The following is a 26,338-nucleotide window of genomic DNA, read 5'->3' on the forward strand; positions in this document are numbered from 1 at the left end:
CGGTAGTGAGGCACACCCCGTGATTCGAACGTTCAACGCCCCGAGCGCCTACGTTCAGGGGTGTGGCGTGCTCGACTCCATCGGCTCCTACGTCGACGCCGACGGCACCAGCGCGGTCGTCCTCGCCGACGAGACCGTCTTCGACCTCGTCGGCGAGTCGCTTTCGACCGGCCTCGAAGCCAGCGGGTTCACCGTCGACCGAATCGAGTTCGGCGGCGCGTGTACGCACGCGGAGGTCGCTCGAATCGCCGAGCGGGCGGGCGACGCGGACGTCGTCGTCGGTGTCGGCGGCGGGCGGGCGCTCGACACGGCGAAGGCGGTCCGAGCCGAGGCCGGCTCGCGGCTGGTGACCGTGCCGACGATTGCCTCGACCGACGCGCCGACGAGCAGTATCTCGGTCCTCTACACCGAGGCCGACGAGTTCGACGAGTTCCAGTTCCACGGCGCGAACCCCGACCTCGTGGTGGTCGATACCGCCGTCGTCGCGGGCGCGCCGACTCGGCACTTCCGGTCCGGCATGGCCGACGCGATGGCGACGTGGTTCGAAGCCGACACCGCCGTTCGGGCGCACGCGACGAACGTCTTCGAGGGCCACTCGACGCGCACCGCGCACGCGATTGCGCGGACGTGCTACGAGACCGTCCGCGAACACGGACGGAGCGCGGTCGCCGCCGTCGAGCGCGACGCGGTCACCGAGAGCGTCGAAGCCGTCGTCGAAGCCAACACGCTCATGAGCGGCATCGGCTTCGAAAGCGGGGGGCTGGCGGCCGCCCACTCGGTCCACGACGGACTCACGCAGGTGGCCGAGACCCATGGCGCGACCCACGGCGAGAAGGTCAATCTGGGGACGCTCACCCAGTTCGTCCTCGAAGGCCGCGAGACCGACGAACTCGTCGACCTGATAGACTTCTCGCTCGACGTCGGTCTCCCGGTGACGCTCGCGGACGTCCGCCTCGGCGACCGTCCGGAGGTGCGCCTCCGTCGGGTCGTCGAGGCCGACGTGCGAACCCTACGAGACGATTCACAACGAGCCGTTCGAGGTGACGCCGCGGGCGGTCAGAGACGCCCTCGTCACGGCGGACGAACTCGCACGCGAGCGAGTCGCCGAGCGTCGCTGACTTCGCGCTTCGGCTATCGGTTTTTCAAAAGAACTGCACCGGAGCGGGACCGTCGCCGTCTACTTACGCCTGCATCATCTCGTTGACTCTGCTCTCCCACGCGGCTTGGTGCTCTATCAGCAGGTCCAGCGGGACCGTAATCATCTGGTTGAACTGCTCTTCGCTCGTGGGGAACGCGACGGAGTCTCGCATCCAGTCCGGAATCGTCGCGTCGGCGTGGAGCGGCGCGACGCCGAGCTCCGTCGACCACGGGCCGAGGTTCTCCGCGTTCGCGGCGGTGTCGATGAACTTCTGTCCCCAGTAGACGTACCGTTCGTCCTGGTTCGTCGGCGTCCACATCGTGTCTCTCCCCGCGCGAGCGCCCTCCTCGGGAATCGTGTAGTCGACGGGCGCGCCGTCGTCCTGCGCGTTGATGATGTTCGCCGGGAGCATCACCGACATCGCGACTTCTCCCTGCCGAAGGTTCTGCGTGAGGTGCGAGTCGTCGCCGATCGTTCCGACGTTCGGCTTGAGCGCGGTGTACTCGTCCCAGACGGGCGTCATCTCTTCGACCGGCCCGAGTTCGGTCCCGGTCATCTTGGCGATGAGCGGCGTTATCCCGTGACCGCCGGGGTACAGCCCGATGGAGTTCTCCCACTCGTCGTCCCACCAGACGCTCCACGACGTCGGTTCGCTCGAGACGAGGTCGGTGTTGTACGTCAGGGCGTACGTGTACGAGTAGAGGTTGACGAACGGCCACTCCGCGTCCTCTACCTCCGGCTTGCTCGCGCCGAGCAGTCCTTCGAGGTTCGGAGCCACCTCGGTGTCGAGCGGTTCCATCAGGCCCATCTGGTAGGACCGGTAGCTCGTCTTCGACAGCGACCAGTTGACGTTGACCGGCGGGGTTCGGTCCTGCGTAATCGCGGTGCGAATCTTCCCCTGCATCTCCTCTTCGGTCGAGTTGTCGTACTCGACTTCGATGCCGGTCTCGTCGGTGAACGCCTGCGCGATGTGCTTGTCGAGGTTCTCCTGCCACGCGCCGCCCCACGCCCGCACCGTGATGCTGTCCGGCTTCGGCGGCGTCGTGTCCTCGGTTCCGGTCGTGGTCCCCGACGAGGCGTCCCCGCCCGAGTCGCCGTCGGAACCGCCTCCCCCGGTACAGCCCGCGAGTCCAGCGAGCGCCGTCGCGCCCGCGGCCGAGATGAACCGGCGACGAGACCGTCCCGTGGCTCGCGCCGACGGTTGTGAATTGGTGTGCTTTCTCATGCGTAGGTATTCCATGTGGGGTGACGGTCATACATGGCCACCCTCCATATGTGGAGAGCTTTAACAGGAAATCGACACGAACAGTTCGTGTAGTGAGTTGTACCCGAATTATGTGGCTGTTTGTAGTGTATTAGGCACTTCATAGTGTATGTCTACAACTATGTCGAATACGAGCACAACAACTCGGTCGGCTCTGGAATGAAACATGCGGTGAAATCGGTTTCTGTGAGCCTTCAGCTCTGGTTCTGTCGATTCGATGAGCGAGGATACGCGCGGCCGTTTATGTCTTTTCAATGAACATTTCCGAAATCGTGGTGGTGGACAAATGTGCAAATGGAGGTGCCTATAAATAGTATAACGGGTAACAAACTGCCGAATAGGTAGCTAATGTACGAAGCAACTCTCCGAATAGACCACCAAAGCCCGTACGCGGATGTGACGCTCGGAAAAGACGTGCACGTCGAGATGTGGTGCAACCAGTACTGCGACCTCGTCTACGTGAGCGGGTCCGACATCGAGACGCCGGTCGAGACGTTCGACGACACGGTCGGCATTCAGGAAATCGTCTACAAGGACGAAGAAGCGGTGCTCATCACGGACTCGTGTCTTCTCGACTACCGAGACAACCTGTTAGAGGGGTACTTACAGCCGCACCAGTGTCTCTCGTTGCCGCCGTTGACGTACAGCGACGTGGCGCTTTTCGCCCGCGTGCTCGCCCTCACCGAAGAACAGCTTTCGGGCGTTTACCACAGCATCAGCGACAGCCACCGGGTGACCGTCGAGGCCAAACGCGAGATTCGCTCGATCGCGCCCGACATCCCGATACTCATGCTCGACTCCGCGCTCCCGACGCTGTCCGACGGCCAACAGCGCGCGCTCTCGCTCGCGGTCGAGATGGGGTACTACGAGATTCCCCGCGGCTCGACGACGGGCGAAATCGCCGACGAGATGGGCGTCTCCCGGCGCACGTTCGAAGAACACCTCCGGCGCGCGGAGAACAAGATAATCAAGAACCTCCTGCGGTACTTCCTCACATGACTATAACGACACCACCGTGTGGAGGGTCGTCTTTTGTCCCGTCGGGAACGCAGAGGTACGGACAGTAGACGATGGCCACCCAGCAATTCGACTCCACAGTGACCGATTCGAGCGAGACTGTCGTTCGTATCGACGGCGTAACGAAAGAGTACGGCACGCTCCGCGCCGTCGACGACGTGACGATTCCCATCACCGACGGGGAGTTCATCACGATACTCGGCCCCAGCGGCGCGGGGAAGACGACGCTCCTGCACATGATTGCGGGATTCCAGAAGCCGACGTCCGGCGAGATTTACATCGACGGCCGACCGGTGTCGGACGAACCGCCGTACGAGCGGGACATCGGGCTCGTGTTCCAGAGCCACGCGCTGTTCCCGCACATGACGGTCAAGGAGAACATCGCGTTCCCCCTCAAGATGCGGCGCGAGCACACAGACGACATCGACCGGAAGGTCGAAGACGTGCTCGAGCTCGTCCGACTCCCGGTCGACTACGCGGACAAGCCGGTCGACGAGCTCTCGGGCGGCCAACAACAGCGCGTCGCGTTCGCCCGCGCCATCGTCTACGAACCGACGTTGCTCCTGTTGGACGAGCCGCTTTCCTCGCTCGACAAGAAACTCCGCGAGGAGATGCGCGCCGAACTGACGCGCATCCACGAGGAGACGGAGCTCACCATCGTCCACGTCACGCACAACCAGACCGAGGCGCTCTCGATGGCCGACCGCATCGCGGTCATCAACGGCGGCGGACTGGAGCAACTCGACTCCGCACAGGACATCTACGCCTCGCCGAACACGCCGTTCGTCGCCGACTTCATCGGCAACACGACGCTCCTGTCGGGGTCCGTGGCTGGGGTCGACGGCGACGTGGCGACGGTTTCCGTGGCCGACGGGACGGTTCGCGTTCCCGCGGCGACCGTCGACGGCCTCTCGGACGTCGTCGTCGCCATCCGCGCTGAACAGGTCGCGCTCGACGCCGACTGCGACAACACGTACCCGGCGACCGTCGAACAGGTGTCGTTCGAGGGCGACCGGACGCAGTACCACGTCTTCGTCCCCGCCTTCGGCGAGACGGTTCGCCTCATCGACCAGTCCGCGGACGCCCGCGTCGTCCACGACCGAGGCGACAGCGTCACCGTCGGCTGGAACGTCGGCGACGGATTCGTCTACCCCGACGAAGACGACGAATAAGCGCGGTTCCGACGCGAGACGGTCCCGCGACCCCGCCGCGTATCGCGTTTTTGAGACGTCTTCCGCCGACGTTTACCGGTCGAGCGCCTCGGGATTGACGAGTCCCTCGACGGCGTCTCCCCGGTAGGCCGCGACCGCGGTCTCCGTGCCGAGGCGTCGCAGTTTCTCCGCGGTTCGCGTCGAGTACCACGCCGCGTGGGGCGTCACGATGACGTCCTCGCGGTCGAGAAGCGGGTTCTCGGGGTTCGGTGGCTCCGCTCTGAGCACGTCGAGTCCCGCCCCGCGGAGCCTGTCGCCCCGGAGCGCATCGAGGAGCGCGCCCTCGTCGACGACGCGGCCGCGCCCGGTGTTCACGACAATCGCGTCGTCGTCGAGCGCGTCGATGGCGTCGGCGTCTATCATGTCCGCCGTCTCGTCCGTCAGCGGCGCGTGAATCGAGAGCACGTCCGCCTCCGCGAGGAGCGCCTCGAAGCCCACGGGCCGGACGCCCGCGGCCTCGATGTCGCCGTCGTCGACGTAGGGGTCGTACGCGCAGACGTCGAAGCCGAGCGCGAGCGCCTTCTCCCCGGCCGACCGGCCCTTGTTCCCGAACGCGAGGAGACCGAACGTGAGCTCGGAGACCGCCCGAATCGGCATCGCGTCCGCCCAGTGCCAGCGCCCGTCGGCGGCCGCGGCGTCGTACGTCGGAAGCCCTCGAACGAGCGCGAGCGCGAGCGAGACGGCGTGCATCCCGACCTCGTCGTTGCAGTAGGTCGGCACGCGGGTCACCCGGACGCCGCGGTCGGTCGCCGCCTCGACGTCGATGCCGTCGATACCGGTCGCGTACCGCGAGACGACCGAACAGCCCGTGGCGTCCATGCTCTCCGCCGACACGCCGGTGTCGTGTGAGAGCAGGAGGTCCGCCGCGCCGACCGCGTCGGGTATCTCCGCGTCGGTACAGTCGACCGCGTCCACGACGACGGACGACCCGAGCAACCGCTCGAAGTGGGCGCGCTCGGACTCGACGTCGCCGAACCAGTCGGGGTCGAGCATGACAGCGCGTACCGTCTCAGTCATGGTCGAGTGAACCCGAGACGGGCGAATATACCCACAACCTCCATATGTGGACCGCGGGCTCGCCCGCTCAGAGCGCGCGTTCCAGTCGGTCCATCGCGGTCGTCAGCGTCTCGACGTCCGCGGCGTACGAAAAGCGCACGTACCCCTCCCCGGCCGCGCCGAAGACCGCACCCGGGACGGAGGCGACGCCGGCCTCCGACATGAGGCGCTCGACGAACGCCCGGCTGTCCGTCGTGTGGGCCGAGACGTCGGCGAACACGTAGAACGCGCCGCGCGGCGTCCCCGGGTCGATGCCGTCGATGGCGGCCAGTCGGTCGAGCACGAGTCGCCGCCGCTCGGCGAACGCCTCGCGGAGTTCGCCGACGACGTACCGGTTCGCCAACGCCGCGCTCGCGGCGACCTGCGCCGGCTCGGGGACCGACGAGACGGTGTGTTCCTGCAGGACGCGCATCGCGTCGATGACGCGCTCGGGGGCGCTCGCGTATCCGATTCGCCACCCGGTCATCGCGTACGACTTCGAGAAGCTGTGAACCGTTACGATTCGGTCGAACCGATCGCCGTCGCTCGCCAGCGAGTGGTGCGTCGCGCCGTCGTACACGAGGTCTTCGTACGTCTCGTCCGCGATGACCCACAGGCCGTGTTCGGCCGCGACGTCGTCGAGCGCCCGGAGCCGGTCGGGCGGGATGACGGCCCCGGTCGGGTTCCCCGGCGAGTTCAGGAGTATCGCCGTCGTGTCGTCGCTCACCGCCGCCTCGACGGCGTCCGGCGTGGGGACGAACGCCTCGTCGGTCGAAACCGGGGCGAGCCGGGCGTTCGCGCTGGCGACGTGGCCGTGGTAGTTCGGCCAGTACGGCTCGGGGACGAGCACTTCGTCGCCGGGGTCACAGAGCACGTTGACCGCGGCGAACAGCGCGCCCATCGCGCCCGGCGTGACGATAATCTCCGACTCGGGGGCGGCGTCGATGCCGTTTTCGACGGCGAGCTTCTCCGCGAGCGCGGCGCGTAACTCCGGCCGCCCCACCGTTTCGGTGTAACTGCTCGCGCCGGTGCCGACCGCCTCGGAGACGGCGGCGGCTATCGGCTCGGGCGTCGCGAAATCGGGCTCGCCGATACTCAGGTCGGCGAGGTCGTCGTACGACTGCGCCGCGTCGAACACCTCGCGGATTCCCGACTGCGGCATTCTCGTCGAGAGCCCCGAGAGTCCGGGTCGCTTCATCATACACTCGGGTGCGCGTCCGGGACAGTAAACCGACTCACCTCCGTATGGCGGCGCTCAGAGCTCGCGGACCACGTCGCCGTCGGGCTCGATGGCGTCGACGTCGGCCTCCGTGAGCGGGAGTTCGACCTCGACTTCGACGAGGTAGTCCTCGTTGGCCAACTGGTCGTGTCCGAGGACGGTGTGGCACGGATACGGCTCTTCGAACGTCTCCAGGTACACCTCTTTGTAGCCGTCGTAGTAGTGTTCCTTCGCGTCGACGATGTGGGTCGTGACCTTGGCGACGTCGGCGTACGTCATGCCGATGGCGTCGAGCAGAATCCCGACGTTCTCGTACGCCTTCCGCGCCTGCGTCTCGATGTCGTCGCCGACGACGTTCGAGTCGGCGTCCATCGCGACCTGCCCGGCCATGTAGAACTGCTGGCTGTCGATTATGGCGTGATTGTAGCCGATACTGCGCGCGTCCTTGAGCTCCGGCGGGTTGATAGCGTAACGTGTCACGGTCGAACTTCCGAGAACGAGTTAAAAAAACGCCACCCTCCGGATGGTGGTGTCGCCGGGCTCAGTCCGACGCCAGCGAGCGGACCGTCTCGGCGAGGACGCCCGTCGCAGTCGCGCAGTCGTCCCAGTCGGTCCACTCCCGCGGGGAGTGGGAGACGCCGTCCCGCGAGGGGGCAAACAGGAGCCCCGCGTCCGTGACCGCCGCGAGGTTCGCCGTGTCGTGCATCGCCGCCGAGTGCAGGCGGAGCGCGTCGACCGACCTCGTCGCCGCCGCGGCGTCCGCCGCCGCGAGACACCGGTCCGCCATCCGACTCGGCGGGCTGTCCCGGTACCGCGACATCGACGTCTCGACGCCCCTGTTGCGTTCGAGTCGCGCGAGGCTGGTCCGACAGCGCTCGACGAGGCGGTCCATCGTCTCGTGTTCCACGTCTCGGATGTCGAGTTGGAGTCGGACCTCGGCCGGGACGATGTTCCGGGCGTTCGGTTCGATGGTTCCCTTTCCGGCCGTCCCGACGGCGGCCTCGCTCGTCGTCGCCAGCTCCTCCGCCGCGCGTTCGAGGTCGAGGACGAACTCGGACGCGGCCGCGAGCGCGTCGGACCGCTCGTACATCGGCGTCGACCCGGCGTGGTCGGCCTCGCCGGTCACCGCCACCTCGCAGTTGGTGATGCCCGTGATGGAGTCGACGACGCCGACGCCGGCGTTCGCCCCGGTCAGGCGCGTCCCCTGCTCGATGTGGAGTTCCATCCACGCGTCCCACTCGGCGGGGTCGACCGCGTCGCTCCCGGCGAAGCCGACTCGGTCGAGGTGGTCGCGTAGCGTGACGCCGTCGTCGTCTTCGAGCGCGAGCGCCTCGTCGACGCCCATTTTCCCCGTCGCCACCGACGACCCGAGCGTCCCGACGCCGAACCGACCGCCCTCCTCCTCGGTGAACGAGACGACTTCGACCGGGCGGGCGGGGGCGACGTCCGCTTCCTGCATCGCCCGGACGCCTTCGAGCGCGCCGTACGTTCCGAGCGGGCCGTCGAAGATACCGCCGCGAGGGACGGAGTCGAGGTGGCTCCCGAACGCGACGGGGGCCGCCGACGGGTCGCACGAAGGCGGCGTCCAGCGACCGAAGATGTTCCCGACGGCGTCGACCCGAACGTCGAGGCCGGCCGCTTCGAGGCGCTCGACGAAGCGCTCTCGCACGCCCCGGTCCGCCTCGCTCCCGGTGAGGACGGTTCGCCCGACGCCCCCGTCGGCGTCGACGTCCCCGAACGCGGCGTTCTCCTGTAGGTCGCGTCGGAGTCTGTCCGTGTCGATGTTCATACCCGGGACCTGAACGGCCGTGCGGATAAACCCGAATCCCCCATGTGGCGGCGAGGCCGGCGACCGCCATACGGAGCGGGTAGCTCTTAGTGTGTCTCCGAGAACTGGTGGTCAATGAGTGATACTGACACACAACTGTTCGCGTCCTCGCTCGCGGCCATCGACGTTCCGCTGACGCGGACCGACACGGCGGGGTTCGCCTCGACTATCGACTCGCTCGTGACGGAGCCCGCGGTCGGCGTCCCCCTCCACCTCGAGGGCGTCTCGCTCGACGACACCGTCGTCCAGACGCCGCCCACGCCTCGCCTGCTTCGGGAAGCCGAGACGGGCGTGACGGGCGTCGGCCACGCCATCGCCGAACACGGGACGCTCGTCATCGACAGCGACGACGCGGGCACCGAACCCGTCAGCCTCTATCCGCCGACGCACCTCGCCGTCGTCCGCGAGAGCGACATCCTCCCCGACGTCGCGTCCGCGACCGCCTCCGTCGGCGAGCGCTTCGCCGCCGGCGGCTCCGCGGTGTTCGCCACGGGCGTGAGTTCGACCGGCGACATGGGCGCGCTCGTCGAGGGCGTCCACGGCCCCAAACACGTCGAAGTCGTCGTTCTCACAGACCAATGAGCGCGCAATCCGAGCGCCGACGGAAGGCGCGAAAACTCCGCGAACTCCTCGACGCCGAGGGCGACGCCGTCTACGAGAACGTCACGCACCTGAATCAGGGCCGATACGACGCCATCGAGCGGTTCGACGAGTTCGAGACGCTCCGAACCGAGGCCCGGAGCATCAAGGAGGCCGCCATCGAGAACCTCCCGTCGCTCATCGAGACGCTCCGCGAGAGCGTCGAGGCCAACGGCGGGTCGGTGTACGTCGCTGACGACGCCGCCGACGCGAACCGCTACATTCGCGACGTGGCCGAGGCGAACGAGGCGGAGACGCTCGTGAAGTCGAAATCCATGACGACCGAGGAAATCGAGCTCAACGAGTCGCTCGAAGCCGCCGGCGTGGACGTCTGGGAGACCGACCTCGGCGAGTTCGTCCTCCAGGTCGCCGACGAGAGCCCGTCTCACATCGTCGGTCCCTCGCTTCACAAGTCCCGCGAGGAGGTCGCGGCCCTGTTCAACGACGTGTTCGACCCCGAGGTCCCCTTCGAGACGGCGGAAGAACTCACCGAGTTCGCGCGGGACTACCTCGGCGACCGGATACGAGAGGCGGACGTCGGGATGACGGGCGCGAACTTCGTCCTCGCGGACTCGGGGACCATCACCATCGTGACGAACGAGGGCAACGCCCGGAAGTCGGCGGTGACGCCCGACACCCACGTCGCGGTCACGGGCGTCGAGAAAATCCTCCCGAGCGCCGCCGAACTCGAACCGTTCGTCAACCTCATCTCGCGCGCCGCGACGGGACAGGACATCTCGCAGTACGTCTCGATGCTCACGCCGCCGGTCGAGACCCCGACGATAGACTTCGAGAACCCCGACGAACCGCTCGGGAGCGGCGACGCAGAGCGGGAGTTCCACCTCGTGCTCATCGACAACGGCCGGCTCGCCATGCGCGACGACGACCACCTGCGCGAGACGCTCTACTGCATTCGGTGCGGTGCGTGTGCGAACTCCTGCGGCAACTTCCAGCACGTCGGCGGCCACGCCTTCGGCGGCGAGACGTACACGGGGGGAATCGCCACCGGCTGGGAGGCCGGCGTCGAGGGCCTCGACAGCGCCGCGGAGTTCAACGACCTCTGTACCGGCTGTTCGCGGTGCGTGAACGCCTGTCCCGTCAAAATCGACATCCCGTGGATAAACACGGTCGTCCGCGACCGACTCAACGGAGAGGCGACGCCGTCCGACCTCGAATTCCTCGTCGAGGGGCTGACGCCGGACGCCGAGGGGACCGTCACGCCGCAAAAGCGCCTCTTCGGTAACTTCGGGACGCTCGCGCGACTCGGGAGCGCCACCGCACCGCTGTCGAACTGGGTGGCGGACCTCGGTCCCGTCCGGTCGCTGATGGACCGGTATCTCGGCGTCGCGCCGGACCGGGAGCTCCCGACGTTCCAGCGCGAGACGCTGGTCGACTGGTTCCAGTCCCGGCGACCGCGCGCGCCGAACGCGACCGCGACCCGCAAGGTGGTGCTCTATCCCGACGCCTACACGAACTACGTCCTCGTCGACCGCGGGAAAGCGGCCGTCAGAACGCTCGAAGCACTCGGCGCGCACGTGGAACTCGCAACCCCGATAGAGAGTGGCCGCGCGCCGCTCTCGCAGGGGATGGTCGCCACGGCGACCCGGCAGGCCGAGGCCGTCGCGAGCGACCTCGCGCCGTATCTCGACTCGTCGTTCGACGTCGTCGTCGTCGAACCGTCCGACCTCGCGATGATGCGCCGGGAGTACGGCAAGCTCCTCGACGACGAGACCCACGCCCGGCTCTCGGAACACAGCTACGACGTCATGGAGTACGTGTTCGGCCTGCTGTCGAACGGCGCGGACCCGGCGGCCCTCGCGGCCCCCGACGCGCCGGTCGCCTACCACAGTCACTGCCAACAGCGGACGCTCGGCGTCGAGACGTACACCGAGGCGGTGCTCGACGACCTCGGATTCGACGTCGTCACCTCGGACGTGGAGTGCTGTGGGATGGCCGGGAGCTTCGGCTACAAGTCGGAGTACTACGAGCTTTCGATGGACGTGGGCGCGGAGCTCGCCGACCAGTTCGCCGACGCGGGCGACCGCGTGGTCGTCGCCAGCGGCACCTCGTGTACCGAGCAACTGACCGACCTCCTCGCCCGCGACGTGACCCACCCGGTCGAACTCGTCGCGCCCGACGAGGCCCCCTGAACGGCGACCGGCCGTCGTCGCCCGGCGTTCACAGACGGCAGGACTCTCATTCATGTGTGACCCCTCACCGACTCGCTCGCGCCCGCCGGCGGTGTCCCGACGATGGCCGACGTGCTCGTCTTGGGCGACGCCATCGTCGACGCCGTCTTCGCCGGTCTCGACCGCTACCCCGACCGCGGGGAGGAACTCGTCGCGCCGTCGTTCGAACTGCGGCCGGGCGGCTCCGCGGGCTACGCGTCGCTCGGCCTCGCGGCGCTGGGGAGTCGCCCGGCGGCGGTCACCTACGTCGGCGACGACGTGCTCTCTACGCACTGGCGCACGTTTCTCGACGCCCGCGGCGTCGACACGAGCCGCGTGGTCGAACAGCCGGACGCGACGGTGAGCGTCGCCGCCGGCTTCCTGTTCGAGTCCGACCGCTCGTTCGTCACCCACCGGGGTGCGATGACCGACGGCGCGATTCCCGCCGTCACACCCGACGGGTTCGACGCGCTGTTCGTCGCCGGGCTATCACAGGCCCCGTACCTCTGGGGCGACGACGCCGTCGCCATCGCCCGCGAGTTCTCCGCCCGCGGTCGCCCGGTGTTTCTCGACACGAACTGGTCGCCCGGCGACTGGCTCTCGACGGCCGAAGCGCTCCTCCCGCACGTCGACACCCTGTTCGCGAACGACGCGGAAGCGCGTCGCCTCTCCGGGTGTGACGACCTCGTCGCCGCCGCGGAGACGCTCGTCGCCGACGGAGCCGACGCCTGCGTCGTGAAAGCCGGCGACCGCGGCTGTCTCGTCGCCGACGGGCAGTCGGAGGCGACGTGGGTCGAGACGGAACCGGCCGCGTCGGTCGACGCCTGCGGGGCGGGCGACTTCTTCGACGCCGGCTTCATTCACGCGCGGTTCGCTGGAGCCGACAGACCGGCGGCCGCGGCCGTTGCCAACCGCTGTGCGCGGGCGGCAATCACGAACTTCGAACTTCGGGCGAAACTCGACGCGATAGCTGACCTGTCCGAGTAACTGCCCGCGATCGGCGTCCCCCGGGAAAAAAGCGTTCCGCCGTTAGCTGTGGAGGAACCGCTCGAGGCCGACGACGCGGTCCGCGACGACGATGGCGACGATGGCGATGATGACGTAGATGCTCGCCACGGCCGCGATTTGGGGGCTGATGTTCCCCCGAATCGCGCCGTAAATCGCGACGGGAAGCGTTTCGGTCGCCGTCGTCGTGATGATGAGGCTCACGATGAACTCGTTCAACGCGAGCATGAACATCAGGAACGACCCCGAGATGACGCCGGGCATCAGCGCCGGGAGCGTCACGTATCTGAACGTCTGTATCTCCTCCGCGCCGAGGCTCTGTGCGGCGTCTTCGAGCGTGGAGTCGAACGCGTTGACGCTCGACGAGACGCTCCATATCATGAAGGGGATGTTGATGATGGTCAGCGCCAGCCCGACGGCCCATAGCTCGGCGATCCACCCCAACCGGCCGAAGATGATGAGCAGGATGAACCCCGACACGACCAGCGGGACGGTAAACGGCAACAGGAGGTAAATCTGGATTCCGTGTTCGAATCTGACGTCGTATCGGTTCAGGCCGAGCGCCGTCATCACGCCGATGGGAATCGCGAGGGCCGTACAGAAGACGGCGACCATGACGCTGTTGAAGAACGGTTCGAGATACCCCGGTTCCTGAATCAGCGACGCGTACCACCTGAGGCTCAGTTCGGTCGGCGGGAACGAGATAATCTGGTTCGCTCCCAGCGAGACGACGAGGATGATGACCGACGGGAGAATCAGGAAGACGAACTCGAAGAGCGTGAACGCCGCCAGGTACGGGTGGTCGGTGCCGAACCGACGGAGGAGTCCGCTCATTGTTCGCCCGCCTCCACGCCGAGGGTCCCGGTTCCGTACAGTTTGAACACGGCGAACACGAACACCGACGCCACGAGGACGAGGATGATACACAGCACCGCCGCGAACGGGTAGTTCATCATGTCGAACACCTTGCTGTAGATGAAGTTCGCGACGAAGCTGTTCGTCCCGCCACCGAGCAGATTGGGGATGGCGTAGTTCGCCATCGACAGCGTGAACACGACGATCGTCGCCGCGGTGATTCCGGGCCGCGAGAGGGGTAACACGACGTGTCTGAACGTCTCCCAGTTGTTCGCCCCGCAGTTCTGCGCCGCGCGTTCGAGGTCGCTGTCGATGCTTGCTATCGCGGGCGTCAACATCAGCACCGCGAACGGCATCAGATACTGCAGGAGCCCCACGACGATGGCGGCGGGGGTTCCGATGATGCTCACCGTCTCGATTCCGAGCGCGTTCAGTCCCCAGTTCAGCAGGCCGTTTTTCCCGAGGACGATGAGCCAGCCGTACGCTCGGATGATGACTCCCGTGAAGAACGGCACGAACAGGCCGAACAGCAGGACGTACCGGAACACCGGCCGCCTCGTGCGAACGACGAGATACGCGTACGGAACCGCGAGCCCGACGCTTCCGACCGTGACGAGCGCCGAGTACAGCAGGGTCCTGAAGAACACGGTGTGGAACGCCCCCGTCTCGACGAGGCGCATCCAGTTGTCCAGCGTGAGTTCGTAGACGAATATCTCGATGGTGTCGTACGTGAGCACACTGTACCACGCGAGCATGACCATCCCGACGGCGAGGAAACTAACCAACAGGATGCTCGGCGCGATGAGCACGTATCCGAACCGGTCCGCGACCGACGACGTATCGAGGGGCAGGCGGTTCTTTGCCGCGATAAGCCCGTCCATCACTTTCCACTTCGCGCGCAGTCGCTGATGTTGGAACTCGTCTCGAATGCTCACGGCGCTCTCCCCCTCGGGCCGGCCGCCGGGAATCGGCGCGTCGCCACCGCGCCGACGAGCGATACGCAGTTACTCGATGCGTTCATGTTACTCGGGCTATGGACAGAGACGTTCTTACGTAGGTGTCCACCATATGGCGTGTGATTTTTAACACGCGGGCGTTCGACTGGCAAATATAGCACGAAACTGGAGCCAATCAGGAAAATAAGCCTCGTTTGTTCTCTCGGCCAGTTCGTCTCTCACACCGCGAAACTCGCCATTTTTGTCGTCCGCCGAGAACGGGTAGCCATGCGTATCCTCGTCTTCGGCGCGGGCAGTCTGGGCACGCTCGTCGGCGGCCTCCTCGCGCCGGTCCACGACGTAACGCTCGTCGCGCGCGACCCGCACGCCGCGCGGGTGTCGTCGGCCGGTCTCGATATCGTCGGTGCCGAGTCGGCGCACGTCTCGCCGGCCGCGACGACGACCGAGACGGGCCACGACGCGGACCTCGCGCTCGTCACGGTCAAGTCGTTCGACACCGCGGCGGCCGCCGACGCGCTCGCCGACTGCGACGTGGGCGCGGTGCTGTCGCTCCAGAACGGACTCACCGAGGAGACGCTCGCCTCTCGCCTCGACGCGCCCGTCCTCGCGGGCACGGCGACCTACGGAGCGCGGCTCGTCGAACCGGGTCGCATCGAATGCACCGGCGTCGGCCGAATCGTCTTGGGCGCGCTCGACGGCGGCCCCGACCCCCTCGCCGAGCGCGTCGGCAAGGCGTTCCGCGACGCGGGGCTCAACGCACTTGTCGCGACCGACATGCCGCGGCGGCGCTGGGAGAAACTCGCCGTCAACGCCGGCATCAACGCCGTCACCGCGCTCTCGCGGGTCGAAAACGGCGCGCTCGCGGGCGACGACGCCAGCGAACTCGCACACCGAGCCGCCCGCGAGACGGCCCGAGTCGCCCGATTAGAGCGCGTGTCGCTCCCGAACCGCGTCGCCCGCGAGGCGCTTGACCGCGTGGTCGAGAAAACCGCCGCGAACCGCTCGTCGATGCTACAGGACGTGGCGGCGGAAAAGCGGACCGAGGTGGACGCCATCAACGGCGCGGTGGTCGATATCGCCGCCGAACACGGCTTCGAGGTGCCGACGAACCGGACGCTCGCGGCGCTTCTCCGGGCGTGGGAGCGGGGAGCAGGGCTCCGGTAGTCGGTAGTCGGGTCGGACCCGAGACGCGCCGCGGGCGGGCTATTCGAGGTAGCCGAGGTCGCGCAGTCGGTCCTGTGCCTCGTCGTCCATCTGGTCAACGGAGTCGTCCGAGACGTCGGTGTCGAGCGCGTCGGTCCACGCCCCGCCGATGGCGGCTTCGAACTCGGTGAGGGCGGCTTCCGTCTCCGCGATGGCCTCGTCGTCCGAATCGACGACGTTCTCGGACTCCTCGGGGTCGGCGTCGATGCGGTAGGCCTCGTCGGGGATGCGGTCGATTCGGACGTACTTGGCGTCGGTCCGGCGTGCCGCCCGCATCCGGGAGTAGAACCGCGAGTCCTCGGGGAGCGTGATGCCGGCGCTCGACGCCTTCTCCTCTAACTGCTTGAGTTCGACCACGGGGCGGGAGTACTCGACGAAGGCGTACTCGCCGTCTCGGCGCTGGCCGGGGTCGTCGTTCGATGCTTGCGCGAACTCCCGGTAGTCGGCCGACAGGAGCGAGCGGGTGCGGTCGAGACCGACCGCGTCGTCGCCGGGGTTCGCGGGCTCGCCGCCCTCGACGTCGAGCGAGTCGAGCACCGTGTGGTAGAGGTCGACCAGTTCGACCTGGTCGTCGCGGCGGTCCGCGTCGAGGCCGGGGTGTTTGACCATGAGCGGGACGTTGATGAGCGGGTCGTACAGGCAGAACTCGTGGCCGTAGAGGCCGTGTTCGCCGTGGAGTTCGCCGTGGTCGGCGCAGACGACGACCATCGTGTCGTCCCAGCGGTCGGTCTCTTTCAGGTGGTCGAAAAGCCGGGTGAGCTGGTCGTCGATGTGGGCGATTTCGGCGTCGTAGAGGCCGCGGATGTCCTCCCACTCGTCGTCGCCAATCTCGTGGGCACCGGCGTTGTACTCCTTTGAGTTCTGGCAGACCTCGGTCGAATCGACGCCGGGCGCGAAGCGCTCTTTGTACTCCTCGGGCGGGTGGTACGGCAGGTGCGCGTCCATGAGGTTGACGAACGCGAAGAACTCCTCGGAGCCGTCGACGAAGTCGATGGTCTGGTCGATGACGGCGGGCGTCTTCGAGTCCGCGCCCTCGCCGCCGGCGAGGTACTCGTGGGCGGTGTTGCCGAGGCTGACGAGCTTGTCGGCGAGCGTCCGAAGCGCGTCGCTGTCGTTCATCGTCTTCCACGCCTTCGCCAGCGGCCCCGACAGGAACTCGCCGGGCATGACCTCGAAGAAGTTGTCCTGCTCGGCGAAGCCGTCGGTCAGGTGCGTGTACGGCGTTATCCACGCGTTCGAGGAGTAACAGGCGGTGTCGTAGCCGGCCGCCGAGAGCGTCTCGGCGAGGGTCGTCGCGCCTTCGAGGTAGGGGTTCTCCTGGTCGGCCCCGTGCTGGCTGGGGTACATGCCGGTGAAAAGCGAGGCGTGGACCGGGAGCGTCCACGGCGCGGGCGCGACGGCCTGCTCGAAGACGGTCGCCTCGTCGGCGAAGCGGTCGAGGCCCGGCGTCGTCGGGCGGTCGTGGCCGTACGGCGTGAGGTGGTCCTTTCGGACCGTGTCCATGACGACGAAGAGGACGTTCTCGGGCGACTCGGCAGTCATACCCGAGGGTGGGGAGTAGTCGCCGATAAAACTCCTGTTCTCGGCCGCCGCCGGACGAAAACGTCCGAACCGTCGAGTTAGAACGGAGCCTGCGGGCCCTGGTCGTCCTCGATATCAGTCGTGTCGTCGCTGGTGTCGCCGGGGAACGACGGACTGCCGCCGCGGCTGTCGCCGCCCATGCCGCCGTCGCCGCCCATGCCGGTGTCGGCGTGGACTTCGTTGATCTCGGGAATCTCCTTGACCATGCGGGTCTTGATAGCCTGGATGGTCATCGGGGAGATACCGCACCCAGAGCAAGCGCCGCCGAGGAGAACGGTGACCTCACCGGTCTCGCGGTCGAGGTCGCGGATGGCCGCGCTACCGCCGTGCATCTGGATCTGCGGGAAGTTCCGACGGAGGAAGTTCACGACACGCTCTTTGAGGTCGTCCTCGCCGTCCTGCGTCTCCGTGCTCATGCACGCGGCTTCGAGGTGAACGTGCTTAGGCCTTTGGTTCGGGGTTACGCCTCGACGCCGAAGACCCGCCGGAGCTCGCCTTCTATCTCGTCGACGTAGCGGTCGAGGACGGCTTCCAGCTCGTCGTCGTCGATTTCGACCGCCGTCAGTCGCTCGGCGGGGTTCTCGGGGAGCCGTACGGAGAAGTCGCCGTCCTCGTAGAACGGCTCCGACTCGTTGAGAATCTGCTGGTCGACCCCGTGGATGAGCGACGAGTCGAACTCGTCGTTCATCGTCTCGAAGGCGTTCTTGTACGCGCGCTGGAGTTCGGGGAAGTAGTTGGCGTACTTGTCCTCGAACTTCTCGGGGTCGAAGTCGGTCATACCCGGAGCTTTCGCGCTCCCGGCAAAAAATCGGACGGTTGGTTCGTCGGGATTGGAGATTCTGTATAGCAACGTAGCATTTATCGACTGCTCGCCCCCGAACGGCGATTCAACTCTCAGGGCGCCTCAAATACGGAAAATCGAGCGACGCGGGGCGTCACTCGATGAGCGGGCTGTCCACGCGCGCGGCGGAGAGTTCGCTCGCCGCGAAGATGGACGCGAGCTCGGTTATCAGTTCGTCGTACGACTCGTCGTCCTCGCGCAGCGCGTCGAGTCGCTCGACGGTTCGACGGTCCAGTTCGACCGTCTCTGTTTGTACCTCCGGTTCGTAGCCGACCGGGTAGTCGTATTCGGCCTCGTTCGAGTTGGCAGTCGCCATCGTTCACCCCACTCCGGCATGCGTGCCGGTGCCATGACATACACAACCATCCGATATGAGGATTTCGCGGATTTCGAGCCGCAGACGGAACGCGAGCGCAGTCGACACTCGGTCGGGCCCTCTCCCATTACCGGCCATGATAAATCACATTCCGCTATATCGAATTGTACCCGACCCCGAATCGGGGAGTCATAGCCAGAATATTGGGTTGTTTAAGGGTGAACGATTTTATGCTTGGTGGGTTTTCGAATACTGACTACATGATCGAATATGCACTCGAACACGAGTCAAATTCATATAGTACTGGAAATATCCGTATTCCTTTGCCGTCAAACACCCCGGTTTCCCGCGATTGCGGGCCGCACGAACCCGACCGGTCGCGCTCTCCCGAGGTGTCCGCACCCCCGTGAACGACCGCCGCATCCTCATCGACGCGCTGGCGCACCGGCCGTTGCTCCGGCGAATGGTCTGACCGCTCGTCGCCGTCGCGGCGTTCGTCGTCGCCGGCGTCGGCGGATTCAGCGTCCTCGGTGGCGCGGGCCTCGTCGACGCGGCGTTCTGGCTACTCGACCCGACCAGCATCGAACTCCACTACCAGACCCACGAGGGGCCGGCGACGCTCGTCAAGGCGTACGCTATCGTGATTCTCACCGGCCTCATCGGAACCGGGCCGTGGGCCTGCGAGACGTTCGTCTCCGCGGCCTTCGGCGGGCAGATACGCGAGGAACTCGACCAGATGAAACTCCACCGAGAGATAGCGGAACTCGAATCGCACGTAGTCGTCTGCGGCTACGGGACCTTCGGCAAGACGGTGGCGGCGCGGCTCCGCGAGATGGGTCGCGACGTGGTCGTCGTCGAGAGCAAGGAGGCGGGGTACCAGCGCGCGCTCGACGCGGACCTGCTCGCGGTCGAAGGCGACGCCCGACGCGAGGACCGACTCGCCGACGCGGGCGTCGAGCGCGCCGCGACGGTCGTCGGCGCGATAGACGACTCCAAGGTGAACATCCAAATCGCCATCGCGGCGAGTCGGCTGTCCCCCGACGCCAAACTCGTCGTCCGCGCCGGCGACCAGATGGACGAGGCGCTCGCGCGTCGCGCCGGAGCCGACGAGGTCGTCGTCCCGGAAATCGTGAGCGGCGAGCAGGTCTGTTCGGGCCTCTGAGTCGCCGCGCCGCCCCCGCTCTCGTCCCTGTCCCCCGTCTGTTATTTGTTCACAGCGCACTCAGTTCGCCTATGTCCACTGACAACCCTCGCTACAACGACGAGGGCGTCCTGAAGAAGAAACAGTACAAACGCGAGTTGAACCGCCTCCAAGAGGAACTGGTGAAACTCCAGTACTGGATAAAGGAACACGACCTGCGGGTTTGTGTCGTCTTCGAGGGGCGCGACGCCGCGGGGAAAGGCGGCGTCATCAAGCGCATCACCCGCCGGCTCAACCCGCGGGTGGCGCGGGTCGTCGCGCTCGGCAAGCCCACGGAGCGCGAACGGGGGCAGTGGTACTTCCAGCGGTACGTCGAACAGCTTCCGACCGAGGGCGAGATGGTGCTTTTCGACCGGAGTTGGTACAACCGCGCGGGCGTCGAGCGGGTGATGGGATTCTGCACCGACGAGGAGTACGAGGAGTTCTTACGGACCTGCCCCGAGTTCGAGCGGATGCTCGTCCGCTCGGGCATCGTCCTCGTCAAGTACTGGTTCTCCATCAGCGACGAGGAGCAGGAACGGCGCTTCCAGAAGCGAAACGAGGACCCCAAGCGCCGCTGGAAGCTCAGCCCGATGGACCTCGAAGCGCGCTCGCGGTGGGCCGACTACTCGGAGGCCAAAGACGCGATGTTCGAACACACCGACATCGACGAGGCCCCGTGGCACGTCGTCAACGCCGACGTGAAGCGCCACGCGCGACTCAACTGCATCTCGCACCTGCTGGACCAAATCGACTACGAGGACCTCACGCCGGACCCGATCGAACTGCCGTCCCGACAGGACGACTCCGGGTACGAGCGCCCGCCAATCGACAGCCAAAACTGGGTTCCCGCGCGGTTCGGGTCGAACCCGGTCGACGATTAATCCGGGTTCTTCGCTAACTGCTCGCCGACGATGCGGTCCGCCTCGGCGATGAACGCCTCGACCTCGCCCTTCGGAATCGTCGCGCCCGCGGCGACGTCGTGGCCGCCGCCGTCGCCGCCGACCGCCCGCGACGCCTCGCGCATGACCGCCGAGAGGTCCAACCCGTCTCGGACCATCACGTACGACCCGCGCGAGGAGACTTTCACCTCGCCCCCTTCCGTGTCGGCGAACGCGAGGACCGGAATCCCGCTTCGGGTCGCGTCGGTGCCGACGGCCATCCCGGCGACGATGCCGACGATGGTCTCGCGTATCTCGTCGCCTGCGTCGAACCACTGGAGGTTGTCCTCGACGCGGACGCCGTGTTCTTTCACCCACTGAAGGCCGTTCGAGAGGTTCTTGCGGTGGTTCCGCAGGAGCCGGCGCGCCCGGTCGAGCGCCGCGTCGCGCTCGCCGAGACAGACCGCCAGCCCCACGTCGGCGCGGTCGTAGCGGGCGGTCGCGTTCAGGAGCGTCGAGAACTCGCTCACGTCGCGGAGTTCGGTCCCCTCTCGCTCCCGAGAGAGCACGTAGGTCGTCCCCACGAGGTCGTCGATGCGGGAGGCGGGCACGCCGCTGGCGATGGCGCGGCGCATCAGGGCGCTGGCGAGCGTCTGGCGCTCGTCGCCGGTGAGGTCGACCCACCGCTTCCACTCGCCGTCGTCGTCGCGGCAGGGCACGTCGAGTTCGGTGAGGAATTCGATGGCCCCGGCCTCGTTGTTCGAGATGCCGGGGATGCGAACGTCGGTCGCGTACTGGAGGAGCTTCGGGAGCGCGCGGGTCTGGCGGCCGTAGATGCGGAGGTCGGTTCCCTCCTCGACGACGCCGGCTTCGACGCCCTCGTCGACGATGCCCGCGTTGGCCCCGCGGAGTTCGCCGTTCGTGTCCTGCATGTCGCCGACCGCGCCGACGACGGCGAGGGCGGCGAGGTCGCGGTTATCTCTCCCCTCGGGTTCGAGCGCCCGCGCGAGGACGTAGCTCGCGCCCGCGCCGGAGAGTTCGCTCGCGCCGTTGAGGCCGAACCGAAGCGGGTTGAGGTGGTGGTCGGTCTCGACGCCCTCGGCGGGCTGGTGGTGGTCGGCGATGACGGGGTGGAAGTCGCCCGCCGCCTCGTGGTCGGCGATGATGTCGAGTTGGCCGCTCCCGAAGTCCGTGAACAGCACGGTGTCGTAGTCGGTCGCCGCGATGTCGGCCACGGCGGCCGCGTCGAGTTGGCGGCAGAACACCGTCTCGAAGGGGATTTCGGCGCGTTCGAGCGCGGTCGAGGCGATGCCGGCGCTCGTCAACCCGTCGGCGTCGATGTGCGAGGCGAGGAGCACCCGGTCGGCGTCGCGGAGGCGGGCCGCGCAGGCCGCCGCGTGCTCTGTGAGTTCGGGGACGGGTCCGTCCATTGGTGTGGTACTCACGCCCTCTCCGGCATAAACGCTGGCAGTTCGGGCACGGAACCCCTTCGTTTCCACTCCAGTTCGACGGCGGACATGTGTCGTCGTTGCCGCGGTTCGGTATAAGAAGGCTCGCCCGCGGCCGCGGACCTGACCGAGCGCGACCGCCGGTCAGATTCGCCGCCTGACGACGAACAGGAGAACGGTCGCGAGCACCGTCGAGCCGGCGACGAGCGCCCAGCCGGCCCCGTAGCCCGTCGACTCCACGACGAAGCCGAAAAGCGGTGGGGCGACGAGGCCGCCGACGTTGAGCGCGGTCTGGCCGCCGGCGGTCGCCGCGCCGATGTCGCCGTCGTCGACGACGCCGCTCAGACAGGAGTAGAAGACGCCGGTCGAGCCGTGGATGGTGAGCCCGAGCGCGACGAAGACGGCGATGGTGAGCGCGAACGAGCCGCCGGCTCCGACGAGGAGGGAAAAGAGCGCGACCGACCCCGCCAGTTGGACGAGCGCGACGGTGGCCGCGCCGCGGGGGCCGCCGAGGCGGTCGGCGAGGCTCCCCGCGCCGATGCGGCCGACGCTTCCGGTCACCTGCGTCGCCGCGAGGACGCCGCCGGCGAGGGCGGGGCCGGTCCCGACCACGTCCTGCACGTAGAGGACGGTGTAGCCGAGCATCGAGAAGATGGACGCGCCGATGAACAGCGCGGCGGCGACGAGCGCGACGTAGGCGCGGTTGCCGCCGAGGCCGGCGAGCCGGGGGCGTTCGAGCCGGCCGGTCCCCGGGTTCCCGCGGTAGCGCGTCGCGAAGAGGAGCGCGTAGCCGGCGGCGAAGACGGCGATGGCCCAGAAGCCGACCTGCCACGCCGCGACGACGGCGACGCCGGTGACGACGAGCGACGACGCCCCGCTCCCGACGGTGACGCCGACCTGCTTCAGCCCCATGGCGAGGTTTTTGCTCCCGGCGGGCGCGGCCGCGACGATGCCGCGGTTCGACGCCGGCATCGCGGTCGAGTAGGCCGCCCCGAGGAGCGCCACCGTCACGAGCAACAGCGCGTACGACGGCGGCGCGAACGTGACGCCGACGAGCGCGACCGACAGCGCCAGCAGGCCGACGACCATCACGGGCTTTTCGCCGTAGCCGTCGACGGCCGCGCCGCTCGGGAACAGAAACACCGTGTAGCCGAGCAGACCGGCGGTCAGGAACAGCCCGACCAGCGACTCGGAGACCGAAAACGCGTCGCGGACGAAGCCGGTCGCCGCGAAGATGGCGTAGTAACAGAGGCTCGCGGCGGTCTGCCAGCCGGCGACCGAACCGACCGCGCGCCACGAGCCGTCTCTCGTCCCGTCTTCCGCCTCGCTTCCCGTCACGTCACTCGTGATACGTCGGCGCGGCGGTCTCGACCGCGGCGACCGCGAGCGCTTCGAACGTCGCCTCGTCGGGGACGACGGTCACGTCGATGCCGTGGGATTCCGCGGTGTCGCGGGTCGGCGGCCCGATTGCGCCGACGACCGCGTCGTTCAGGCCGGCGATTGCCTCCTCGCGGACGCCCCGCTCCGCGGCGGCGTCGAGGAAGTGCTCGACCGTGAGCGACGAGGTGAAGAGGGCGGCTTCGAGGTCGCCGGCGGCGGCCAGCTCGGCCGACTTCCCGGCTCCCTCGGGGCGGACGAGTCGGTACAGCACGGTCTCGTGAACGTCCGCGCCCGCGTCGCGTAGGCCATCTGTGAGGACGGCACTGCCGTGGTCGCTCCGGGCGACTTCGACCGTCGCGCCGTCGACGTCGGACGCGAGGTGGTCGACCAGTCCCGCCGAGGTGTACTCGTCGGGGACGCGGTCGACCGTCCAGCCGGCCTCGCGGGCGGCGTCGGCGGTCGCGGGGCCGATACAGCACAGCACCGCGTCGCCCGGTTCCCAGCCGGCCTCGTCGAGGAGTTCGACGCCGGTCTTGCTCGTCAGGACGACGAACTCGCCGGCTTCGGGCGTCGCGCCCGTCGGCTCGATTGCGAGCATCGGGTCGGGGACCGGGGTCGCGCCGAGCGAGTCGAGGAGTTCGACGGCGCGCTCGATGCGGTCGTCGTCGGGGCGGAAGACGGCCGCGCGGACCTGCTGGCTCATTCGTCGCCTCCCGAACCTCCGGCGGTCGCGTCGGCCTCGGCGACGGCGTCCGCGCCGCCGCCCTGTAGGAACTGCTTCACGCGGTCGCGGGTTGCGGCGACCTCACCGATGACGGTGATTGCGGGCGGCTCGATGTCGGCCTCGTCGCGCACGTCGACGATGGTGTCGAGCGTGCCGGTGGCGACGCGCATGTCGGGCCACGTCGCCCGCTCGATGAGGGCGACGGGCGTGTCGCCGTCCACGCCCGCCTCGCGGAGTTCGGCGGTGTACAGCGGAAGCTTGCCGACGCCCATGAGGACGACGAGCGTCCCGCCGGTCGCGGCGAGCGCGTCCCAGTCCACCGCGGACTCGTCTTTCGTCGGGTCCTCGTGGCCGGTGACGAACGACACCGACGAGACGTGGTCGCGGTGGGTGACGGGGATGCCCGCCGAACCGGGGCCGGCGACCGCCGAGGTGATACCCGGCACGACCTCGAAGGGAATCCCGTTGTCGGCGAGGTGTTCCATCTCCTCGCCGCCGCGGCCGAAGACGAACGGGTCGCCGCCCTTCAGGCGCACCACGTCCTTGCCCTCGCGGGCGAGTTCGACCAGTCGGTTGTTCGTGTACTCCTGTGGGGTCCACTCGCCGCCGGCGCGCTTGCCCACGTCCTCGCGCTTTTCGGCCGGAATCATCCCGAGAATCTCCGGGCCGGGGAGCTTGTCGTGGAGCACCACGTCCGCCTCGTCGATGAGGCGGGCGGCCTTCATCGTCAGCAGTTCCGGGTCGCCCGGGCCGCTCCCGACGAGGTGGACCGTGCCGACGCCCTCCGCGGACTCCCCCGAGTCCCCGTTCGAGCGGTCGTCTCCCGTCATCTCACTCCTCGGCCTCCTCGCGGGCGGCCTCGACTAACTGACCCGCACCGCGGTCGCGGAGCGCCGCCGCGAACTCGCGGGCGGCGTGGGCGTGGTTGCCGACGGGGAGGTCCCGCGAGGTCTTGATGGACTCCGAGCCGTCGGTCGAAAGCACCTGCACGTCGACGTGGACGTGTTCGCCCTGCAGGAGGGCGTGGACGCCGACCGGGGCGATACAGCCGCCGCCGAGTTCGGCGAGGATGGTCCGCTCGACGGTCGTCTCGACGCGGGTCCGCGGGTGGTCGAGTTTGTCGCGGATGAGGTCGATGACCTCGGCGTCCGCGGCGGTCACGGCGATGGCTCCCTGTCCGGGCGCGGGGACGAACGTCGTCCGCGGCAGGCGCTCGTAGTTCACTTTCTCGGTGAGCCCGCTTCGCTTGAGCCCCGCCTCGGCGAGGACGATGGCGTCGTACTCGGTTTCGACCTTCCGGCCGAGCGCCTGCCGTTCGAGCTCGGTGAGGCCCTCGAACCACTCGTCGGCGGTCTCGTCGAACGCCTCGTCGTGGTCGGTCTTGCCCTTCTTTTCCTGCCGCTCTTTGTCGTTTTCGACGCGGGCCTCGTGTTCGCGCTGGAGGTGCGTCGCCAGGAGTTTCTCGATGCGGGTGTCGACGTTGCCGCGGAGCGGTTCGACTTCGAGGTCCTCGCGGTAGTTCAGCAGTTGGGCCTGTCGGCGGAGCGACGACGTGCCGACGACGGCCCCCTCCGGGAGGTCGTCGATGTCGTGGCCCTCGGCCGTCACGAGCACGTCGCCGGCCGGCGCGCGCTCGGGCACGCCGGCGACGACGAGGTCGGCGGGCTTCTCGGTCGGCATGTCCTTCATCGAGTGGACCGCGGCGTCGACCTCGCCGTCGAGGACGCGCTCGTCGAGCGCGCGGACGAACGCGCCGGTCTTGCCCAGTCGGTGGATGAGCTCGTCCTGAATCCGGTCGCCCGTGGTCTCGACTTCGACGAGTTCGACGTCGAGTCGGCGGCTCGCGAGCGCCCCCTGCACGCTCGCGGCCTGTGCGCGAGCGAGCGCCGACCCTCGCGTCGCCAAGCGAAGTGTTGTAGTCATACGGGTCAGTCCGGCCCCCGCGTTGAAAAGCCCACCAGTTCGCTCCCGCGCGCCGGGTCGAACCCGAACGGAAGACCGATACGGTCCCCGCGCGACGACCCGGACGATGCCCGCCTTCGATTCGGCCGTCCGGCAGGTCGGCGACCTCGTCGTCGTCGCGCTCCTCCTGTTCGGCCTGACCTCGGTCGTCGCGCCCCTCGACGTGTTCCTCTCGTCGGTCGGCGTCGAACCACCGTGGTTCGCCGGCCTCGCCGCGGCGGCACTCGTCGGTCTCGTTCTCCTCCTCGCGCGCCCGCTTCGCCTCCGCCTCGTCGCCCGCGTCTGGGGCGTCGGCCTCGTCGTGACCGCCCTCTGGATTCCGCTGTTGATTCTCCTCGAACTCCGCGGGAACCCGGTCGGCGTCCTCGTCTCGTGGGCGGTCTGTCTCGGCGTCGGCGTCGCCCTGACCTACCCGCCGCTGTGGCGGGCGGCCGAGGCGCGACTCCGGGTCGAGTGAGCCGGGTCCGCGTCGGGGTCGCGTCGGGGT

25 protein-coding genes and 1 pseudogene are annotated in these 26,338 nt (G+C 67.8%); 10 read left to right on the top strand and 16 right to left on the bottom strand.

Annotated elements, in window-relative coordinates; translation table 11 throughout:
- Positions 1 to 19: 19 nt before the first annotated feature.
- Positions 20 to 1,204, top strand: a complete 1,185-nt coding sequence (locus C441_RS15000) for a glycerol dehydrogenase (protein WP_007275843.1) — start codon at positions 20 to 22, stop codon at positions 1,202 to 1,204.
- Here C441_RS15000 and C441_RS15005 read toward each other — a convergent pair.
- On the bottom strand, positions 1,182 to 2,378 hold the full coding sequence (locus tag C441_RS15005; protein ID WP_229722508.1) for an extracellular solute-binding protein: 1,197 nt from the start codon (positions 2,376 to 2,378) through the stop codon (positions 1,182 to 1,184). The genes C441_RS15000 and C441_RS15005 overlap by 23 nt on opposite strands.
- Before the next feature lie 372 nt (positions 2,379 to 2,750).
- Between C441_RS15005 and C441_RS15010 the strand changes: the two genes are divergently transcribed.
- Positions 2,751 to 3,401: a helix-turn-helix domain-containing protein gene (locus tag C441_RS15010; protein WP_049920625.1), complete on the top strand. Its 651-nt coding sequence runs from the start codon at positions 2,751 to 2,753 to the stop codon at positions 3,399 to 3,401.
- A 71-nt stretch (positions 3,402 to 3,472) separates the two neighbouring features.
- Positions 3,473 to 4,591, top strand: coding sequence for an ABC transporter ATP-binding protein (locus C441_RS15015; RefSeq protein WP_239640836.1), 1,119 nt, complete (start codon positions 3,473 to 3,475; stop codon positions 4,589 to 4,591).
- A 72-nt stretch (positions 4,592 to 4,663) separates the two neighbouring features.
- On the opposite strand, the gene C441_RS15020 is transcribed toward C441_RS15015, so the two are convergent.
- From C441_RS15020 to C441_RS15035, 4 genes are all read right to left on the bottom strand, one after another.
- Entirely contained in the window at positions 4,664 to 5,647 is a 984-nt protein-coding gene (locus C441_RS15020; protein ID WP_229722512.1) for a C-terminal binding protein, read from the bottom strand.
- Between the two features lie 67 nt (positions 5,648 to 5,714).
- Positions 5,715 to 6,866 carry a pyridoxal phosphate-dependent aminotransferase gene (locus C441_RS15025; protein WP_007275848.1) on the bottom strand — a complete coding sequence of 384 codons (1,152 nt, stop codon included), beginning with the start codon at positions 6,864 to 6,866 and terminating at the stop codon, positions 5,715 to 5,717.
- A gap of 54 nt (positions 6,867 to 6,920) precedes the next feature.
- Positions 6,921 to 7,364 carry a RidA family protein gene (locus C441_RS15030; RefSeq protein ID WP_007275849.1) on the bottom strand — a complete coding sequence of 148 codons (444 nt, stop codon included), beginning with the start codon at positions 7,362 to 7,364 and terminating at the stop codon, positions 6,921 to 6,923.
- A gap of 61 nt (positions 7,365 to 7,425) precedes the next feature.
- Complete coding sequence (locus C441_RS15035; protein ID WP_007275850.1) at positions 7,426 to 8,673, bottom strand: Zn-dependent hydrolase; 1,248 nt, start codon at positions 8,671 to 8,673, stop codon at positions 7,426 to 7,428.
- Positions 8,674 to 8,787: 114 nt separating this feature from the next.
- On the opposite strand from C441_RS15035, the gene C441_RS15040 reads away from it, so the two are divergent.
- From C441_RS15040 to C441_RS15050, 3 genes are all read left to right on the top strand, one after another.
- Complete coding sequence (locus C441_RS15040) at positions 8,788 to 9,294, top strand: LUD domain-containing protein (RefSeq protein WP_007275851.1); 507 nt, start codon at positions 8,788 to 8,790, stop codon at positions 9,292 to 9,294.
- Positions 9,291 to 11,501, top strand: a complete 2,211-nt coding sequence (locus C441_RS15045; RefSeq protein WP_007275852.1) for an LUD domain-containing protein — start codon at positions 9,291 to 9,293, stop codon at positions 11,499 to 11,501. The genes C441_RS15040 and C441_RS15045 overlap by 4 nt, the downstream gene beginning before the upstream one ends.
- Positions 11,502 to 11,603: 102 nt before the next feature.
- A complete protein-coding gene (locus tag C441_RS15050) occupies positions 11,604 to 12,506 on the top strand; it encodes a carbohydrate kinase family protein (RefSeq protein WP_007275853.1) in 903 nt (300 codons plus the stop codon).
- Between the two features lie 42 nt (positions 12,507 to 12,548).
- Here C441_RS15050 and C441_RS15055 read toward each other — a convergent pair whose 3' ends face one another.
- Together C441_RS15055 and C441_RS15060 are read right to left on the bottom strand one after the other, a co-directional pair.
- A complete protein-coding gene (locus tag C441_RS15055; protein ID WP_007275854.1) occupies positions 12,549 to 13,358 on the bottom strand; it encodes an ABC transporter permease in 810 nt (269 codons plus the stop codon).
- Positions 13,355 to 14,314 (bottom strand): ABC transporter permease, encoded by a 960-nt coding sequence (locus tag C441_RS15060; protein ID WP_239640837.1) that lies wholly within the window; start codon positions 14,312 to 14,314, stop codon positions 13,355 to 13,357. Before C441_RS15060 ends, C441_RS15055 begins: the two co-directional genes overlap by 4 nt.
- Before the next feature lie 288 nt (positions 14,315 to 14,602).
- On the opposite strand from C441_RS15060, the gene C441_RS15065 reads away from it, so the two are divergent.
- A complete protein-coding gene (locus tag C441_RS15065) occupies positions 14,603 to 15,499 on the top strand; it encodes a ketopantoate reductase family protein (protein ID WP_007275856.1) in 897 nt (298 codons plus the stop codon).
- Positions 15,500 to 15,538: 39 nt separating this feature from the next.
- On the opposite strand, the gene C441_RS15070 is transcribed toward C441_RS15065, so the two are convergent.
- The 4 genes from C441_RS15070 to C441_RS15085 all read right to left on the bottom strand — a co-directional run bounded on the left by C441_RS15070 (position 15,539) and on the right by C441_RS15085 (position 18,276).
- Positions 15,539 to 17,080: a sulfatase gene (locus tag C441_RS15070; protein WP_007275857.1), complete on the bottom strand. Its 1,542-nt coding sequence runs from the start codon at positions 17,078 to 17,080 to the stop codon at positions 15,539 to 15,541.
- Between the two features lie 77 nt (positions 17,081 to 17,157).
- Entirely contained in the window at positions 17,158 to 17,535 is a 378-nt protein-coding gene (locus C441_RS15075) for a NifU family protein (protein WP_004045112.1), read from the bottom strand.
- Between the two features lie 44 nt (positions 17,536 to 17,579).
- The gene (locus C441_RS15080; RefSeq protein ID WP_004968824.1) at positions 17,580 to 17,897 is read right to left on the bottom strand and encodes a DUF5783 family protein; all 318 of its coding nucleotides are present in this window, start codon (positions 17,895 to 17,897) and stop codon (positions 17,580 to 17,582) included.
- 157 nt (positions 17,898 to 18,054) lie between these two features.
- Complete coding sequence (locus C441_RS15085) at positions 18,055 to 18,276, bottom strand: DUF7557 family protein (protein ID WP_004065778.1); 222 nt, start codon at positions 18,274 to 18,276, stop codon at positions 18,055 to 18,057.
- Between the two features lie 463 nt (positions 18,277 to 18,739).
- Here C441_RS15085 and C441_RS15090 point away from each other — a divergent pair.
- Both C441_RS15090 and ppk2 read left to right on the top strand, forming a co-directional pair.
- Positions 18,740 to 19,438 (top strand): annotated as a pseudogene (locus tag C441_RS15090) (potassium channel family protein).
- 71 nt (positions 19,439 to 19,509) lie between these two features.
- On the top strand, positions 19,510 to 20,340 hold the full coding sequence (ppk2, locus tag C441_RS15095; protein WP_007275859.1) for a polyphosphate kinase 2: 831 nt from the start codon (positions 19,510 to 19,512) through the stop codon (positions 20,338 to 20,340).
- Here ppk2 and C441_RS15100 read toward each other — a convergent pair.
- The 5 genes from C441_RS15100 to hemC all read right to left on the bottom strand — a co-directional run bounded on the left by C441_RS15100 (position 20,337) and on the right by hemC (position 25,794).
- Entirely contained in the window at positions 20,337 to 21,767 is a 1,431-nt protein-coding gene (locus tag C441_RS15100) for a DHH family phosphoesterase (protein ID WP_007275860.1), read from the bottom strand. The genes ppk2 and C441_RS15100 overlap by 4 nt on opposite strands.
- A gap of 162 nt (positions 21,768 to 21,929) precedes the next feature.
- Entirely contained in the window at positions 21,930 to 23,123 is a 1,194-nt protein-coding gene (locus C441_RS15105; protein ID WP_007275861.1) for an MFS transporter, read from the bottom strand.
- Between the two features lies 1 nt (position 23,124).
- On the bottom strand, positions 23,125 to 23,868 hold the full coding sequence (locus C441_RS15110; protein ID WP_007275862.1) for a uroporphyrinogen-III synthase: 744 nt from the start codon (positions 23,866 to 23,868) through the stop codon (positions 23,125 to 23,127).
- Positions 23,865 to 24,719: a uroporphyrinogen-III C-methyltransferase gene (cobA, locus tag C441_RS15115; RefSeq protein ID WP_007275863.1), complete on the bottom strand. Its 855-nt coding sequence runs from the start codon at positions 24,717 to 24,719 to the stop codon at positions 23,865 to 23,867. The genes C441_RS15110 and cobA overlap by 4 nt, the downstream gene beginning before the upstream one ends.
- Before the next feature lies 1 nt (position 24,720).
- Entirely contained in the window at positions 24,721 to 25,794 is a 1,074-nt protein-coding gene (hemC, locus tag C441_RS15120; protein ID WP_007275864.1) for a hydroxymethylbilane synthase, read from the bottom strand.
- 124 nt (positions 25,795 to 25,918) lie between these two features.
- Here hemC and C441_RS15125 point away from each other — a divergent pair, with 124 nt between their 5' ends.
- A complete protein-coding gene (locus C441_RS15125; protein ID WP_007275865.1) occupies positions 25,919 to 26,308 on the top strand; it encodes a hypothetical protein in 390 nt (129 codons plus the stop codon).
- Positions 26,309 to 26,338: the final 30 nt, after the last annotated feature.

Origin of the sequence: Haloferax sulfurifontis ATCC BAA-897 (assembly GCF_000337835.1) — an archaeon.
Taxonomy (GTDB): Archaea; Halobacteriota; Halobacteria; order Halobacteriales; family Haloferacaceae; genus Haloferax; species Haloferax denitrificans.